Raw genomic sequence first — 17,003 nt, 5'->3', positions numbered from 1 at the left:
GCCTTACTCTGGCACAATCCACTCAACACGGGTATGACCGGTGCCTGCGGGCACCAGTTTCTGATGCAGCCACGGCAGCAGTTCTTTCATCTGCTGTTCCAGCTTCCACGGCGGGTTAATCACAATCATCCCCGAGGCAGTCATGCCACGCTGGTCGCTGTCCGGACGCACGGCCAGCTCAATCTGCAAAATGTTACGAATGCCGGTGGCCTGCAAATCTTTGGTCATATGTTTGATCTGCTGACGCAACACCACCGGATACCACAACGCGTAGATGCCGGTGCTGAAACGTTTGTAACCTTCCTGAATGCCTTTCACCACGTCCTGATAATCGCTTTTCAGCTCATACGGGGGGTCGATAAGAATCAGGCCACGACGGGTTGGCGGTGGCAGTTTTGCTTTTAGCTGCTGATAACCATCGGCACGTTCCACACGCGCACGGCTATCTTTACTGAATTCATTGCGCAGCAGCGGATAATCGCTGGAGTGCAGCTCGGTGAGTTGCAGTTTATCGTCCTGGCGCAGCAAATGGCGGGCGATCAGCGGCGAACCCGGATAGTAGCGCAGGGTGCCGTTGGGGTTTAGGTTACGAATCGCCGAGAAGTAGGGCTTCAGCAGCTCTGGTGCATCCGGCTGCTGCCAGATCCGTGCGATGCCTTCCAGATATTCACCGGTGCGTTCGGCGTGCTCACCGCTCAGTTGGTAACGTCCGGCACCGGCGTGGGTATCCAGATAGAGGAACGGTTTCTCCTTCTCCATCAGGGCGGTCAGGATCAGGCTCTCAACGGTGTGTTTGAGCACGTCGGCATGGTTGCCGGCATGAAAACTGTGGCGATAACTCAGCATAAAAAAGAGGGGTCCGCGGTTGGATCAAAGAATTCAGAACATCGTGTCTGGCGCGATTATAGCCGCGCTGGATAAAAATTGCTGACGTTTCGGGGCGGCATTGATTTTCCACCAACCAGGCCGCATGTTAGTAAGATTGCGTTGCGCGACCGGTTCGCGCCCCACACTCCATAAAAGGACTGCGCTTATGACCAATCCGTTACTTACGCCTTTTACCCTTCCGCCTTTTTCTGCCATCAAACCTGAGCACGTGGTTCCCGCTGTGACTGCAGCGCTCGACGACTGCCGTGCGGCGGTGGAACGCGTAGTGGCGCAGGGCGCGCCCTATAGCTGGGATAACCTGGTACAACCGTTGGCGGAAGTGGATGATCGTCTTGGGCGTATTTTCTCGCCGGTCAGCCATTTGAACTCGGTCAAAAACAGCCCGGAACTGCGTGAGGCCTATGAGCAGACGCTGCCGCTGCTGTCGGAATACAGCACCTGGGTCGGCCAGCATGAAGGGCTGTACCAGGCGTATCGCGACCTGAAACAGGGTGGCAACTACGCGGCGCTGGATATTGCGCAGAAAAAAGCGGTGGATAACAGCCTGCGTGATTTCGAGCTGTCGGGCATCGGGCTGGATAAAGAAAAACAGAAACGCTATGGCGAGATTGCCGCGCGTCTGTCTGAACTGGGGTCGACCTACAGCAACAACGTGCTCGACGCGACTCAGGGCTGGAACAAACTGTTCACCGATGAAGCCGAGCTGTCCGGGATGCCGGAAAGCGCACTGGCGGCAGCCAAAGCGATGGCCGAAGCCAAAGAGCAGGAAGGCTGGTTGCTGACGCTGGATATCCCGAGCTATCTGCCGGTGATGACCTACTGTGACAACGCCGCGCTGCGCGAAGAGATGTATCGCGCCTATTCAACGCGTGCGTCCGATCAAGGCCCGAACGCCGGTAAATGGGATAACGGCCCGGTGATGGCGGAAGAACTGGCGCTGCGTCACGAACTGGCTCAGCTGCTTGGCTTCGATTCCTTCGCTGACAAATCGCTGGCGACCAAAATGGCGGAAAGCCCGTCTCAGGTGATCGACTTCCTCACCGACCTCGCGAAACGCGCCCGTCCGCAGGGTGAGAAGGAACTGGCTCAACTGCGCGCCTTTGCCAAAAAAGAGTATGGCGTTGATGAGATGAACCCGTGGGATCTGACCTACTACGGCGAAAAACAGAAGCAACATCTCTACACCATCAGCGACGAGCAGCTGCGTCCTTATTTCCCGGAAGCACGTGCGGTGAACGGCCTGTTTGAAGTGGTGAAACGTATCTACGGCATCAGCGCGCAGGAGCGTAAAGATGTCGATGTTTACCACCCGGATGTGCGTTTCTTCGACCTGTTCGATGAAACCGGCGAACTGCGCGGTAGCTTCTACCTCGACCTCTACGCCCGCGAGCACAAACGCGGTGGTGCCTGGATGGACGACTGCGTCGGCCAGATGCGCAAAGCCGATGGCAGCCTGCAAAAGCCGGTGGCTTACCTCACCTGTAACTTCAACCGTCCGGTGCAGGGCAAACCGGCGCTGTTCACCCATGATGAAGTGACCACGCTGTTCCATGAGTTCGGCCATGGTCTGCACCATATGCTGACGCGCATCGAAACCCCCGGGGTGTCCGGCATCAGCGGTGTGCCATGGGATGCAGTAGAGCTGCCGAGCCAGTTTATGGAGAACTGGTGCTGGGAGCCGGATGCACTGGCGTTTATCTCCGGCCACTATGAAACCGGTGAGCCGTTGCCGAAAGAACTGCTGGATAAAATGCTGGCGGCGAAAAACTACCAGGCGGCGCTGTTTATCCTGCGTCAGCTGGAGTTCGGTCTGTTCGATTTCCGTCTGCATACCGAGTTTAACCCGCAGCAGGGCGCGCAAATCCTCGAAACCCTGCGTGAAGTGAAAAAGCAGGTGGCGGTGGTGCCCAGCCCGGAGTGGGGCCGCTTCCCGCACGCCTTCAGCCACGTGTTTGCCGGTGGCTATGCCGCAGGTTATTACAGTTACCTGTGGGCCGATGTGCTGGCTGCCGATGCTTACTCACGCTTCGAAGAGGAAGGCATCTTCAACCGCGAAACCGGTCAGTCGTTCCTCGACAACATCCTGACGCGCGGTGGTTCAGAGGAGCCCATGGAGCTGTTCAAACGCTTCCGTGGCCGTGAACCGCAGCTCGATGCGATGCTGGAACATTACGGGATTCAGGGATAAGCCTGCCTGTGAAAATCGGTTTAATTGATGAAACAGGCGCCGGAGACGGCGCCTTATTACATTTGGCGCAGCGCTGGGGACTGGAGCAGGATGAGCAGTCGACACTGGCACTGGTGCTGACCGCCAGCCACCTTGAGCTACGCAAACGCGACGAGCCAAAGCTGGGCGGTATTTTTGTTGATTTCGCCTCTGGCGCGATGGCGCACCGACGTCGTTTTGGCGGTGGACGCGGCGAGGCCGTGGCGAAAGCGGTGGGTATCAAGGGGGATTACCTGCCGGATGTGGTTGATGCAACGGCCGGATTAGGACGCGATGCCTTTGTGCTGGCGGCGTTAGGTTGCCGGGTACGGATGCTGGAACGCCATCCGGTGGTGGCGGCATTGCTGGAGGATGGCTTGCGTCGTGGCTACGATGATCCTGAAATCGGCGGCTGGCTGCGCGAGCGGCTGACGCTGCTGCATGTGGTCAGCCAGCAGGCGTTGAGCGAAATCACCCCTGCGCCGGATGTGGTGTATCTCGACCCAATGTATCCCCATCGCCAGAAAAGCGCGATGGTGAAGAAGGAGATGCGGGTATTTCAGTCGCTGGTGGGGGCAGATGAGGATGCCGATGCGTTACTGGAACCGGCGCGGCGGCTGGCGAAAAAACGCATTGTGGTAAAACGCCCGGATTACGCACCGCCGTTAGCGGGGGTGGCGACGCAATCCGCCGTGGTGACCAAAAGCCATCGTTTTGATATCTATCCGCCGTTGGTGGGATGAAAAAAAACAGGCCAGCAAGCTGGCCTGTTTTCAGTTATTCGTCGTCATCACGCAGCGGCACAATCAACATATCAATATGCACCGTATTGATCAGCTGGCGCGCTGAAGACATCAGCTTGCTCCAGAAGTCCTGATGGTGACCGCACACCACCAAATCCACGTCATATTTTCTAATCGCATCCACCAGCACCTGACCAAGGTCACCGCTCCCGCTCAGCGTTTCACTGATCGGATATCCGGCGTTGGTCGACAGCTCTTTCAGCGCGGTATGCGTCTCTTCAGAAATGCGTTTCTGCATATCACCCAGATTGACGTCAATCAGCCCGGTGTAAAGGTCTGAATAATTCACATCAACGTGGATTAACGAGATTTTCGCATCATAAGGGCGTGCCAGTGAGACGGCTTTTTCAACCAGTAACTGGCTTTCCGGGGAAAGGTCTACTGCAATCAGGATGTGTTTATAAGCCATGATATAACTCCTTTCACAAGATTCTGGGGGCAACCCGAATTCCTGCCACGTCACGGCTGGCGAAATCCTTTGCGCATAACGGCGATAAGCGCCACCCATCGAGATTTATGCTTTGCAGGCGGTTTGTTGTTATGTGTTCAGTATAGCCAGAGTTGTTAACAAATGCTGCAAGGCGCTGTACCGCTGTGAGGAAGATCAAGGGTTATCGCTTTTTTCGCTCGCGGTGAACGAAAATCATCGCTGGAAAAATTTTTACCAAATCTCCTACACTGAAAATGACGGTCATACATCTCCTGATGACTTACCGCCGGACTCGCAAAAAAACAATGCAATTCGATTCATTCAGTGGAAGGCTTTCTCGTGGGGCGTTTACAGCATTGCGTCTCCACGGCTCCAGCCGGGAGGGGATCATGATCAGCACTATCGCGCTTTTTTGGGCTATTTGTGTGGTTTGTCTGGTGAATATGGCGCGCTACTTCTCTTCTCTGCGCTCGTTACTGGCGGTGCTGCGCGGCTGCGATCCGCTGCTGTATCAGTATGTGGATGGTGCCGGTTTTTTTACATCGCATGGTCAGCCCAGCAAACAGGTGCGCCTGGTGCGTTACATCTGGGAGAAACGCTATCGTGATCATCATGACGAAGAGTTTATTCGTCGCTGTGAACGCGTGCGTGGGCAATTTATTTTGACCAGCGGGCTATGTGGTTTGGTGATTGTCAGCCTGATTGCGATGGCGATTTGGCAATAAAAAAGGGCGACATTGCTGTCGCCCTTCAGTGCCTGAAGCGCTGATTACACCAGCTTCAGGGCAATCCAGTACAGCGAGCCGGACAGCAGAATACACACCGGCAGAGTAAACACCCACGCCATCGCGATATTCTTGATGGTACGGCTTTGCAAACCACCGCCATCGACCAGCATGGTCCCGGCGACTGACGACGACAGAATATGCGTGGTGGAGACCGGCATCCCGGTGTAGCTGGCAATGCCAATCGACACCGCTGCCGTCACCTGCGCTGACATACCCTGCGCGTAGGTCATGCCTTTCTTACCAATCTTCTCGCCGATGGTGGTTGCCACACGACGCCAGCCAATCATGGTGCCGACGCCGAGCGCCAGGGCTACAGCCATGATGATCCACACTGGCGCATACTCAACGGTTCCCAACAGATCGCTTTTCAGCTTGTTCAGGAAACGCTGATCGTCAGCGCTGGTTTCCGGCAGCTTCGCGGCTTTATCCGCCGTGTCGGAGATACACAGCAGCAGACGACGCATCTGGCTACGCTGGTCTGGGGTCAGATCGCTGTAGCTTTGCAGATTGTTCAGCAAGCCCTGAGCACGCTGAATCGCGGGCAGTGCGCGAGCGCTGTCGCAGTGGAATTCATGCGGACCATTGATAGATTCCTCTGGCGCAGGCACCGCAGGCGGTGCCATCTGCACGATGTGCGTCAGTGTTGCGCCGTGCTGCTGATAGTACTGCTCCAGATGGTTCACTGCGTCACGGGTACGGGTGATGTCATAGCCGGAGGCATTCATGTTGACCACGAAGCCCGCAGGCGCGACACCAATCAGTACCAGCATGATCAGGCCAATGCCTTTCTGACCATCGTTCGCACCATGTGAATAGCTCACGCCAATGGCGGAAACAATCAGGGCGATACGCGTCCAGAACGGTGGCTTTTTCTTGCCGTCGATTTTCTCGCGATCGGCTGGCGTCATATGAATGCGCGAGCGTTTCTTGGTGCTGCTCCAGTAGCGGCGCAGCAGGAAAATCAGGCTACCGGCAAGCACCAGGCCGACAATCGGCGACAGAATCAGGGAAAGGAAGATATTCAGAACTTTGGGCAGGTTGAGCGCGTCAACCACCGAAGTCCCGGTCATCAGAGCATTGGTGAGACCGATACCAATAATGGCACCAATCAGGGTATGGGAGCTGGACGCCGGCAGACCAAGATACCAGGTACCGAGGTTCCAGATAATCGCAGCCAGCAGCATGGAGAACACCATCGCCAGGCCGTGAGCTGAACCAACATTTAATAGCAGATCGGTGGGGAGCATATGAACAATGGCATAGGCCACACTCAAACCGCCCAACAAAACACCGAAAAAGTTGAAAACACCTGCCATCACAACCGCCAGCTGCGCCCGCATCGCACGGGTGTAGATAACTGTCGCGACCGCGTTGGCTGTGTCGTGGAAACCGTTGATTGCTTCGTAAAACAATACAAACAGCAGGGCAAGAACCAATAACAGGCCGGTACTTAGGTCAAGACCAGCAAACAGATGTAGCATAAACGTTACGCCATTTTGGAGGACATGAACGCGGCGCATTATCCGCGACAACGTGCTGTATGGGAAAGGGAAATATAGTCTTTTTTTGTCTTAATGTTGCCAGCCACACGCCAAAACAAGAGAAAAATGCCGAAATATGAGTCATTTACAATATGACATATTTACGGCATTTTTTTGACACTGGCGTCAAACGGGACAGATCACTACAATCAGCGCCTTTCGGGTGAAGTGAGAAAACGCAGTGGAAAAGTTTGACGTTATCATTGTTGGCGCAGGGGCTGCGGGCATGTTCTGTGCTGCACAGGCCGGACAACGCGGCTTGCGTGTGCTGCTGCTTGATAACGGCAAAAAGGCGGGTCGCAAAATTCTGATGTCAGGCGGCGGCCGCTGTAACTTCACCAATATGTACACCGAACCTGCGGCCTATCTCTCCCACAATCCGCACTTCTGTAAATCTGCGCTGGCGCGTTATACCCAGTGGGATTTTATCGATCTGGTCAATCGCCACGGCATCGCTTATCACGAGAAAACGCTGGGCCAGTTGTTCTGCGACGATTCGGCGCAACAAATCGTGGATATGCTGCTGGCCGAGTGTGAAGCCGGGCAGGTGACGTTACGGTTACGCAGCGAAGTACTGAGCGTGCAACGCGACGATGCCGGATACACCTTGCAGTTGAACGGTATGACGGTGCAGGCCGGGAAGTTGGTGATTGCCAGCGGTGGTCTGTCGATGCCGGGGCTGGGTGCTTCACCGTTCGGTTATAAAGTGGCGGAGCAGTTCGGCCTGACAGTGTTCCCGACGCGTGCGGCGTTGGTGCCCTTTACCCTGCATAAGCCGCTGCTGGAACAGCTAAACACCTTGTCTGGCGTTGCCTTACCCACCACCATTACTGCGCAGGACGGCACCTTATTCAAAGAGGCGCTGCTGTTCACCCATCGCGGGCTATCCGGCCCGGCCGTGTTGCAGATTTCCAGCTACTGGCAGCCAGGCGAGTTCGTGACGGTGGATTTATCCCCGGCAACACCGCTGGATGATTTTATTAATGTGCAGCGCGAAGCACACCCAAATCTCAGCCTGAAAAACAGCCTGGCGAAAATTTTGCCGAAGCGTTTGGTGGAAGTGTTGCAGGCGCTGAACCACATCCCCGACGTCACCCTGAAGCAGCTCAATAGCAAGCAGCAGGGCGAACTGGTGCAAACGCTGCATCAGTGGCGGGTCCAGCCAAATGGCACCGAAGGCTACCGCACCGCTGAAGTGACGCTGGGTGGCGTGGATACCACCCTGTTATCGTCAAAAACCATGGAGGCACGCGATGTGCCTGGGCTGTATTTTATTGGCGAAGTGGTGGATGTCACTGGCTGGCTGGGCGGCTATAACTTCCAGTGGGCATGGAGTTCCGCCTGGGCGTGTGCACAGGCGTTGTCATCCTGATTACGGCAACTTTAGATTGATCAGATACTCATACTGAATACGTGAAATATCCAGTGGGGCTGCGCCTTCAAAGTAAACCTTTATAAACTCCGCAGGTCGGCCAACAATATCAACGCGCTGATAGGCAGAGTTGATAAATCGGGTCAATATCTGCTGAATTGCCGTGGCCTGATCACCCGGAAGCGCATTTTTACCTGTGACATTTTGTTCAAAAGTCAGGGGAGGGCTGTCTTCATCAGGTTTGTATTGTATGCGTTTGCTATAAACGTCATTGCGGAATTCAGAAAATGCATTGTGTGTGGTATTGAACATATCGGCGAGGTTCTTTATATGTGACGCCATCTGATTCACCGCTACAACTTTCTGGGTCACAAAACGTGTTCCCCATGCGGAGGCAGCCGTGACGCCGAACTGCACGGCATTCCTGCCAATGATGCTGCCCACGCTGGAACCTAATCCCGCCCATAGCCCGGCACCAAGAAATATCGCGGTTCCTCCCAAGGCACTTTTGGCAGCATTATCCACATGCTGGACGCGCACACCGGCTACCCGGTTATCCAGATGGTTAATCCTCCCCAGTGGCAACTGCCCTGACTCTACATCGCCGGACGCCAGGCGGCGATTGTTATCGTCTTTATAATCTTTCAGGGTATATGCAATCTGACTGGTTTCCGATTTAGCCAATCTGTAGACTTCGTCCGTTGATAACGAACGGACAAGGATCAAGGCTTCATCCAGAATTTCAGTGGTCAGGTAATTGGCTGACACGCGATTATTTAATTCGGGCTGTGATGTCAGCGCTAATATTTCATGCGATTTCGGAAATGCCATAACGCCCCCGAGCGTGGTTAGACTTCTTTATTTTGTTTGATATCCCAACCCATCTGCACTGACGCACCTTTATTCCCCTGCGAGGTTTGTTCCCAATACTCCATTGCCACTTTACTGGCCTGGAATGCGTACTCCATGCCCAGGGTTGAGCCATGCGCCACGCCGATATAATCGGTTTGTGTTACCAACACATCTTCCAGCGTAATAAGGGTGTATTCGACTTCCTGACCACCTGCTTTGCAGATTGAAAGTTGAACTTTGGCAATATGTTTGCCGCTGGAGCAATATTTCAATAATGCCGGGGTGCCTTTATCAACCAACGCCTGTACCGTCAGGTCTCGGTAATTCACTTTACCGGCACCGCCGCCGCCACCGACTGCCATATTACCGGGCTGCTTTGCACCCCAACTAAATGAATAAACATCGATCCAGTTTTGGTGATTCGCATTTTGCGATTCACCATTGATGCCATCGACTTTTAAAAAAATATCTATCGCCATCGTTTTTACCGTCACCTTGTCGTGATATCAGGGAGCTGCGTATGATTAGCTTTCTTTATTCTGCTTAATGTCCCAGCTCACTTTGCTTTCGGCACCTTTAGTGCCACTTTCTCCCTGTTCCCAGTAACTCATTGAGACTTTGGATGCCTGGAAAGCGTAATCCACGACGATGGTGTCGCTCTGGCCTACGCCGTTAAAATCAGTTTGTGTTACCAGCACATCTTCAAGAGTGATCTTTGAATATTCCACCTGGTTGCCACCGGCTTTACAAATTGACACTTCGACTTTGTCGACATGTTTACCGCTGGAACAAAACTTCAAAATCGCCGGGGTGGATTTATCAATTAACGCCTTAATATTGAGGTCGCGGTAAGCCACTTTACCGGCACCGCCACCACCGCCCACTGACATATTTCCTGGCTGTGAAGCCCCCCAGGTAAAGGAGAGTACATCGGTCCATCCTTTGTGATTGCTGTCCTGGGACTCACCCGTTGTTCCATCAACTTTCAAATAAATATCAATAGCCATTACCTGATTTCCTGATTGTTTTTTCCATGAAAGATAAATGAGATCAGCATCTCACGCGGTTATGTGAAAAAGACATTGAGCCAGTTAATCTTGAAATAATTCTGTCACCGCAATGTCACTTTTCACCTGATTGGGCCTGATGAATAACAGGTGGTATTGCGGCCTGCCAGAGCTGATATGACGCGTATTTAGGTAGAGATTGGATCTAAATATCATCGCGTAGACACGCGATAGCACCGTAATACATTAGTAAAATTTAACACGGCTTCATGTCAATAAATTAACAGTCTTAACGATTTTATTAGGATGATTCTGAAACTGAATGATTGCATTCAGTATTGAGCGGAGGGGGGGTAAATCCTTAGTCAATCGTGGCTTTCACCGCAGCCAGTAAACGGCGATGGCGATGTTCACCCCAAAGCGAATAAAGGCCGCCAAGGGCCACTAATGCACCGCCGAACAAGGTGGCTTGCTCGGGCAGCGTACCTAAGAACAGAAAACCAATAATCACGGACCACAGCAGGGTGGTGTAATCAAAGGGGGCCAAGAGCGAGGCATCGGCAAAGCGCAGGCTGAGGGTCAATAATATCTGCGTGATACCGCCAAATAACCCACAGCCGATCAGCAGCAACCACGCGCTACCTTGCGGGATTTTCCAGCCTGCCACCAGCGTTACCAGCGACGTTAAGGCCGTCATCACCGCGAACCAGAAGGCGATAGCGCCAGGTTTTTCCGTTTGATTGAGCGCCCGAATTTGAATCGATGCGCCAGCCGTACAAAGCGCGGCAAGTAAAGCCAGCATAATCCCGGCGGTGGCACCAAAACTAAAATGCGTACCGCGAAACGTGAGTTGGCCTGCCAGCATCACCATAATGCCGGAAAACCCTGCAATCACGGCGATCCAACGATGGAACCGCACGTTTTCGCGCAACACCACGGCCGCCAGTAACACGGTAAACAACGGAGCGGCATAATTAAGCGCGGTGGCATCTGTCAGCGAAATATACAGCAGCGAGAGATAACTCAGATACATGGCGGTGGTGCCAGCCAGGCCACGGACAAAATGGCCACGCACATTCTGGGTCTGAATGCCCTGTAGCACGCCACCTTGCAACTTCAGCCAGCATAGCAGAGGGATAAGTGCGATCGCCGAGCGAAAGAAAATCACTTCACCGACCGGGATGGTGCCATCAAGAGCTTTAACGCAGGCCAGCATCAGGGTTGAACTGAGTGCCGCCATAATCTTCATTGAAATCCCGGAGCCTGCGCTCATAAGGTGAGAAAACCGTCAGAAAAGTGATTTTCCCACCTTACCCTATGCTGTTAAGCATCCGGCGCTGAAATTCAGCGCCAGAAAGGCAGATTATTTTTTTATCACCGCCACTTTCATCCCACGCTTCAATGACATGCCGTAACCCGCCAACGCACAGGCGGCGATAAACCACGGAATCATCTTCACCACGCTGGAATCGCTGCCGCTCAGGGATTGCAGGTTGTTCACCACCAGAATGATGGTGAGGGTCATACAAATAATCGACAGCAGCGGTGCCCAGAACACCTGAAAACGGTTGTCATCCGTCGTGACGCGGCGGAAAAACAGCACCACCGCCGCAGACACGCCTAATTGCAGAATCAGGATACACAGGGTTGCGACCGCCGACCCGATGGCAAAGATATGCACCATCGGGTCCAGTCCGGCGCTGCCCATCCCCGCCAGCAACAACAGCAGGATCACGCTGTGCAGATGGCTGGCGTTATGCGGCGTACCGTTGGTGGGATGGGTTTTGCACAGCTCTTTCCAGATCAGGCCATCGCGGCTGATGCTAAACAGGTAGCGCGAGATATTGTTGTGAAATGCCAGCGTTGCGGCGAACAGGCTGGTGATCAGCAGCACTGACATGGTATCCACCGCCCACTGGCCGACATACTGGCGGGTGATGTTGAAGACAAAATTGCCGGGATCTTTGCTGGCGATGGCGACGATTTCATCGAATCCATACGCCTGTACCAGCGACCAACTGGTGAAGCAGAAGAAGGCGGTGATCAGCAGCAGGGCGCAAATCGTGGAGCGTGGCACGGTTTTCTGCGGATCGCGGCACTCTTCGGCATAGATCGCCGTCGATTCGAAACCGATAAAGGCGGCGATGGTAAAGATAAAGGCGATCCCGAGGTTACCCTGCATAAAAACCGCAGGTTCAAACGACTGGAAGGTGTAAGGGCCGGTTTTTTTCACCAGCAGCATCACATCGGTCAGCAGGACGATCGCGACCTCGGCCAGCATCAGCACACCCAGTAACTTACCGCCCACCTCGACCCGCTTAATACCCAGCACCCAGGCAATCACCGCAAACAGCATACTCAGCGCCCACCATGGAATGTGGGTGCTGAGATGTTCTTCGAGGAACAACTGGGTAAAGAAACCGAGCATGGCAACAATCGCGATTTGGATGGAGAAGTAGGCCATCAACGCCAGCACCGATGCGGATGCGCCCCAGTTTTCCCCCAGACCTTTGGAGATATAGGTGTAGAAGGCTCCGGCGTTATTGACGTGGCGGCTCATGGCGATAAAGCCCACCGCGAACAGCATCAAAATGATGCACGACAGGATATAAAACACCGGAATACCGCCGCCGTTGCCGGAAATGATCGCCACCGGCAGCCCTCCGACCACGCCGGTCAGTGGTGATGCCGCTGCCACCACAAAAAAGACCAGAGAAAACAAGCCCAACGTATTTTTGCGTAAACCGGTATCGTTGTTCATCGCCAGCGCCTCGATGGAGAGAGTGAAATTTCTCAGGCGATCTGCGTCGCCTGAAGCAGGTAACTTCGCTGCATCATTTCTCAGCGACGACGATGGCGGATAGAAAAAATCGGACAGAGCAACGGTGCAGTGCTGCACCGTTTTAGTGCTCAGTGATAGCGCAAGCGATGGAACAGGGCGTCGTGGGCAATCCGACGTTGATAGTCGCAGGGCGTGGTACTGACAAACTTCTTAAATTCGCGCAGGAAGTGGGACTGGTCGCTAAATCCGAGGTTAAACGCCAGATCGCTAAAGGAAATATTACCTTGTGCATGGATGCTGGTCAGCGCTGACTGGCAGCGCAGAATGCGGCTAAAGGCTTTCGGCGACAAACCGGTATCCTGGCGGAACTGCCGTTGAATGGTGCGGCAGGTATACCCGGTCAGGGCTTCCAGTTGGTCAACGCGAATATTGCCCTTTTGCTGGCGCATCGCGTGGATGATAAAGGCGGTTACCGATGAGGCTTTGCGCACCAGCCGTGGCGTGAAGTGGGCGTTAAATAACGAAATTTGCTGTGAAAAGCTGTGGCTTTGCACAATTTGTTCAAACGCCAGTCGGGCATCAGGTACCACATCAAGAAAGCTGAATTCATGGTCGGGGATCTCCTCTGCCATCACATCAAGAAAGTCGGGGATAACGCCCGGCGCGAAACGCACGCCGAAGTAATGATGGTTGTGCAACATGTCCGCGCCACGCGCTTCCAGCGTGGTGCCGCACACGCGCCCTTTCGGGTTAAGCGGGTCACAATCAAACACGATATCAACACAGCCATCCGGGATGGCCAGGGTCATACCTGCCGATTGCGCGACATCGAAGCTGTAAAAGTGTGAAATCGCCGGGTTTTCTGAGGCAATCACCGAGTAATGTTGCGCGGCATTCAGCACGAACCACGGCTGTTCCGGGTGAAAGCTGCCGCCATGACGATAAAGGGAATTCTCAGACATCGCGCGCTCCGTTTCAGGCTGAACAGGGATAGCGGGATCATGCAAGCGCTGTGCCACGCGGATGTCGCAAATATTCAATACAGCCCAAAGCCAGTCACGTATTCCTAAAGGCATCCACCTGCACGCCAGATGCACTGCGCTGGCGGGAATACGAACCAAGACTGAAAAAGGGGTTAACCATGACAGATTCAACCCGGATTGATTTTATCTACCTGTCGGAGCAGGACATGATCCGCGCAGGCGTCACTGATATGCCTGCCTGCGTCGATACCATGGAGGAGATGTTTGGCCTGTTGTACCGCGGCGACTACCGCATGGCCGGTGCCAATAACGATTCACATGGTGCGATGGTGACCTTCCCGGAAAACTCACCGTTTCCCACCATGCCAAAGCCCACGGCCGACCGACGTTTAATGGCGATGCCCGCCTATCTCGGCGGCAGCTTCTGTACCGCCGGCGTGAAATGGTATGGCTCGAATATCGCCAACCGCGAAAAAGGGCTGCCGCGCTCGATTCTGATGTTCACCCTTAACGATGCGGATACCGGCGCTCCGTTGGCGCACATGTCGGCGAACCTGTTGTCGGCCTATCGCACCGGCGCAGTGCCGGGGGTGGGCGCGCGCCATCTGGCGCGCAAGGACTCGCGCGTGATTGGTTTGCTGGGACCAGGGGTGATGGGTAAAACCGCCGTCGCCGCTTTTATCGCGGTGTGCCCGCTGATCGACACCATCAAAGTAAAAGGTCGTGGGCAGCGCAGCCTCGATAACTTCCTCACTTGGGTGCAGGAAACGTATCCACAAATCAAACACATCGAAATCGTCGACACCCTCGAAGCGGTGGTACGCGACTCAGACATCGTCACCTATTGCAGTTCCGGCGAGGTGGGCGACCCGGACAGCTATCCACTGGTCAAACGCGAGTGGGTCAAGCCAGGCGCTTTTCTTGCCATGCCAGCGCTCTGCAACATCGACGCCGGGATGGAACAGCCCGACGTGCGCAAAGTGCTGGATAACACCGGCCTGTATCAGGCGTGGTTCGAGGAAGTGCCGAAACCCGCCCACAAAACCATCCCGGTCATTGGCGTGCGTTTTATGGACATGATCGCCGAAGGCAAACTGGCGGCGGAACAGCTGGAGGATATCGGCAAAATTGTGGCCGGTGATGCGCCCGGTCGGCAAAACGATGACGAGATCATCATCATGTCCGTCGGCGGCATGCCGGTGGAAGACGTGGCCTGGGGCACGGTGGTGTATCGCAACGCGCTGGCAAAAGGCATCGGCGTGAAATTAAACCTGTGGGAAACCCCGGTACTGAGCTAACCAAGGAAACCAACATGACACAGATTATTAAGGTAAAAACCGGTTCGAAATTTGAAGAGATGGGCAGCTATTCGCGCATCGTTGCGGTGGATAACTGGATTTATGTCTCCAACACCGCAGGCCGTCACCCAGTCAGCAAGGAGATACCGGCCGATGTCACGGAGCAGACTTTGCAGGTGTTCGCCAATATCGAAGCGGCGCTGGCGGCGATTGATGCCTCGCTACAGGATGTGGTGTTCTCGCGGGTGTTTATTCAGGAACCAGACGATGTGCCGACGGTGATGGCCATCATTGGTGAGAAATTCCGTGGCATCAACCCGGCCACCACCGTGACCTGCCCACCGCTCGGTTCCACCGTTTACAAAGTGGAGCTGGAGGTCACGGCGTATCGTGGGGCCGGTCAGGCCGACGTCCAGGAAATCACCGTGGCGCTGTAAGGCGTCACAGGAGGCGCGTTATGTCACCGCAAATTACCCCCGTTACCACCTCTGCCGCTTTTCCTTCCGCCACCACGGTGGTGATTATTGGTGGTGGCATTGTTGGTTTAACCGCCGCTTTAACGCTGGCGGAGCGCAACATTCCGGTGGTGGTGTTGGAGAAAGGCCGCATCGCGGGCGAGCAGTCATCACGTAATCTGGGCTGGATTCGTAAAACCAGCCGTGCCGCCGATGATATTCCGCTGGCGCAGGCTGCCGATCGCCTGTGGGCGGGGATGGCGGCACGTGTTGGCAGTGATGTAGGCTATCGTCAGGCGGGGATTATGTTTATCGCCCGCAACGCAGCCCAGATGGCGCTGCATGAAAGCTGGTTTAAGGCAGTAGCGCCATTGGCGCTGGATACCCGGTTGCTGAGCAAAGCAGAGATTGCCGAGCGGGTGCCGGGAGGGCAGGGCAACTGGGCGGGGGGGATTTTCACCGCCTCTGATGGGCGGGCAGAACCGACGCTGGCTGCCAGCGCGATTGCCAGAGCGGCCATCGCCCGCGGGGCGATCATTGTTGAGCAGTGCGCGGTACGCACGCTGGAAACCAGCGATGGCAAGGTCAGTGGGGTGATTACCGAGCGCGGCGAAATTCGCTGCGACCAGGTGTTGCTGGCGGCGGGAGCCTGGTCGCGGCGCTTCCTTGGCAATCTCGGGATTGCGCTGCCGACGTTGCCGCTGATCTGTTCGGTGATGCGAACAAAACCGCTGGAAGGGCCAACCAATATCGCCGTGGGTGCACCGGATTTCTCGTTCCGCAAACATCAGGATGGTGGATTTGTTATTACCCAGCGAGGCGCGCTGGATGCGCCGCTGACGCTGGACCATCTGCTGCTGGGGACACGCTATTTACCCCAGTTGCGCCATGCGCGGGACAATCTGCGTATCTCGCTTGGCCGCTATTTCGTCAAAGATCTGGCGCTGGCTCGCCGCTGGCGAGGCGATCGTCGCTCGCCGTTCGAACGTATTCGTACCCTCGATCCTGCGGCGAACCCGGCGCTCAATGAGGAGGCGATGCGTAACCTGCGCGCGGCCTGGCCAGTATTTGAGAAAGCCGAGTTGGCACAGGCCTGGGCTGGGGTGATTGATGTCACACCCGATTCGAACCCGGTCATCGGCCCGGTGGCGGCGTTGCCGGGTTTGACGCTGGCGACCGGGTTTTCCGGTCACGGCTTCGGCACTTCTCCGGCGGCCGGGCAACTGGCGGCTGATCTGGTTTCCGGCCATGCGCCGCTGATCGATCCGAAACCGTATCGGTTTGAACGATTTTGAGATAAATACGCGCTAGCGTTACTTCATATAACTCCGCACCACCGCAATAATCTGCTCCATATCGGTGGTGCGCTCTTGCTCGCTGGCGTGCGGATTCATCAGGTGCTCGCGGATATGGCCTTCCAGTAACTCACTCATCAGCCCGTTAATGGCCCCACGCACCGCAGCGACCTGCTGCAATACCTTCAGACACTCTTCCCCGGCGACCAGCGCTTTTTCCAGTGATTCAGTCTGGCCTTTGATACGGCGCACGCGCGCCAGCAGCTTCTTTTGGTCTTTCTGGGTATGAGACATAGCGTGAAG

Annotated in this window: 17 protein-coding genes; 7 read left to right on the top strand and 10 right to left on the bottom strand. The window is 55.0% G+C overall.

Features of this window, described 5'->3' with window-relative positions; translation table 11 throughout:
• Positions 1–3 precede the first annotated feature (3 nt).
• Entirely contained in the window at positions 4–846 is an 843-nt protein-coding gene (locus tag PAT9B_RS18975) for a 23S rRNA (adenine(2030)-N(6))-methyltransferase RlmJ (protein ID WP_013510888.1), read from the bottom strand.
• A 187-nt stretch (positions 847–1,033) separates the two neighbouring features.
• Here PAT9B_RS18975 and prlC point away from each other — a divergent pair, with 187 nt between their 5' ends.
• Positions 1,034–3,076, top strand: coding sequence for an oligopeptidase A (gene prlC, locus PAT9B_RS18970; protein ID WP_013510887.1), 2,043 nt, complete (start codon positions 1,034–1,036; stop codon positions 3,074–3,076).
• 8 nt (positions 3,077–3,084) lie between these two features.
• Entirely contained in the window at positions 3,085–3,837 is a 753-nt protein-coding gene (gene rsmJ / locus PAT9B_RS18965; protein ID WP_013510886.1) for a 16S rRNA (guanine(1516)-N(2))-methyltransferase RsmJ, read from the top strand.
• Positions 3,838–3,871: 34 nt separating this feature from the next.
• Here the strand turns inward: rsmJ and uspA are convergent, their stop codons facing one another.
• The gene (uspA, locus tag PAT9B_RS18960) at positions 3,872–4,306 is read right to left on the bottom strand and encodes a universal stress protein UspA (protein ID WP_013510885.1); all 435 of its coding nucleotides are present in this window, start codon (positions 4,304–4,306) and stop codon (positions 3,872–3,874) included.
• Positions 4,307–4,716: 410 nt separating this feature from the next.
• Here uspA and uspB point away from each other — a divergent pair, with 410 nt between their 5' ends.
• Complete coding sequence (gene uspB, locus PAT9B_RS18955; RefSeq protein WP_013510884.1) at positions 4,717–5,052, top strand: universal stress protein UspB; 336 nt, start codon at positions 4,717–4,719, stop codon at positions 5,050–5,052.
• A 44-nt stretch (positions 5,053–5,096) separates the two neighbouring features.
• Here the strand turns inward: uspB and pitA are convergent, their stop codons facing one another.
• Positions 5,097–6,596 (bottom strand): inorganic phosphate transporter PitA, encoded by a 1,500-nt coding sequence (gene pitA / locus PAT9B_RS18950; protein WP_041525867.1) that lies wholly within the window; start codon positions 6,594–6,596, stop codon positions 5,097–5,099.
• A 241-nt stretch (positions 6,597–6,837) separates the two neighbouring features.
• On the opposite strand from pitA, the gene PAT9B_RS18945 reads away from it, so the two are divergent.
• Positions 6,838–8,028, top strand: coding sequence for an NAD(P)/FAD-dependent oxidoreductase (locus PAT9B_RS18945; RefSeq protein ID WP_013510882.1), 1,191 nt, complete (start codon positions 6,838–6,840; stop codon positions 8,026–8,028).
• On the opposite strand, the gene PAT9B_RS18940 is transcribed toward PAT9B_RS18945, so the two are convergent.
• The 6 genes from PAT9B_RS18940 to PAT9B_RS18915 all read right to left on the bottom strand — a co-directional run bounded on the left by PAT9B_RS18940 (position 8,029) and on the right by PAT9B_RS18915 (position 13,631).
• The gene (locus PAT9B_RS18940; RefSeq protein ID WP_013510881.1) at positions 8,029–8,859 is read right to left on the bottom strand and encodes a hypothetical protein; all 831 of its coding nucleotides are present in this window, start codon (positions 8,857–8,859) and stop codon (positions 8,029–8,031) included.
• Between the two features lie 17 nt (positions 8,860–8,876).
• The gene (locus tag PAT9B_RS18935) at positions 8,877–9,359 is read right to left on the bottom strand and encodes a type VI secretion system tube protein Hcp (RefSeq protein ID WP_013510880.1); all 483 of its coding nucleotides are present in this window, start codon (positions 9,357–9,359) and stop codon (positions 8,877–8,879) included.
• 45 nt (positions 9,360–9,404) lie between these two features.
• Entirely contained in the window at positions 9,405–9,887 is a 483-nt protein-coding gene (locus PAT9B_RS18930; RefSeq protein WP_013510879.1) for a type VI secretion system tube protein Hcp, read from the bottom strand.
• Between the two features lie 361 nt (positions 9,888–10,248).
• Positions 10,249–11,160: a DMT family transporter gene (locus PAT9B_RS18925; protein WP_013510878.1), complete on the bottom strand. Its 912-nt coding sequence runs from the start codon at positions 11,158–11,160 to the stop codon at positions 10,249–10,251.
• A 90-nt stretch (positions 11,161–11,250) separates the two neighbouring features.
• Entirely contained in the window at positions 11,251–12,648 is a 1,398-nt protein-coding gene (locus PAT9B_RS18920) for an APC family permease (RefSeq protein WP_013510877.1), read from the bottom strand.
• A 149-nt stretch (positions 12,649–12,797) separates the two neighbouring features.
• Positions 12,798–13,631, bottom strand: coding sequence for a helix-turn-helix domain-containing protein (locus tag PAT9B_RS18915; protein ID WP_013510876.1), 834 nt, complete (start codon positions 13,629–13,631; stop codon positions 12,798–12,800).
• Positions 13,632–13,810: 179 nt separating this feature from the next.
• On the opposite strand from PAT9B_RS18915, the gene PAT9B_RS18910 reads away from it, so the two are divergent.
• The 3 genes from PAT9B_RS18910 to PAT9B_RS18900 are packed head-to-tail and all read left to right on the top strand — an operon-like array spanning position 13,811 to position 16,700.
• Entirely contained in the window at positions 13,811–14,950 is a 1,140-nt protein-coding gene (locus PAT9B_RS18910) for a tyramine oxidase subunit B (protein WP_013510875.1), read from the top strand.
• Between the two features lie 14 nt (positions 14,951–14,964).
• Positions 14,965–15,387 (top strand): RidA family protein, encoded by a 423-nt coding sequence (locus PAT9B_RS18905; protein WP_013510874.1) that lies wholly within the window; start codon positions 14,965–14,967, stop codon positions 15,385–15,387.
• 20 nt (positions 15,388–15,407) lie between these two features.
• Positions 15,408–16,700 (top strand): FAD-binding oxidoreductase, encoded by a 1,293-nt coding sequence (locus tag PAT9B_RS18900; RefSeq protein WP_013510873.1) that lies wholly within the window; start codon positions 15,408–15,410, stop codon positions 16,698–16,700.
• A gap of 18 nt (positions 16,701–16,718) precedes the next feature.
• Here the strand turns inward: PAT9B_RS18900 and PAT9B_RS18895 are convergent, their stop codons facing one another.
• On the bottom strand, positions 16,719–16,994 hold the full coding sequence (locus PAT9B_RS18895) for a metal/formaldehyde-sensitive transcriptional repressor (protein WP_013510872.1): 276 nt from the start codon (positions 16,992–16,994) through the stop codon (positions 16,719–16,721).
• Positions 16,995–17,003 lie beyond the last annotated feature (9 nt).

The organism is Pantoea sp. At-9b (genome assembly GCF_000175935.2).
Taxonomy (GTDB): Bacteria; Pseudomonadota; Gammaproteobacteria; order Enterobacterales; family Enterobacteriaceae; genus Pantoea.
The sequence above is the reverse complement of the archived record's forward strand: the minus strand, read 5'-3'. Positions and strand labels throughout refer to the sequence as shown.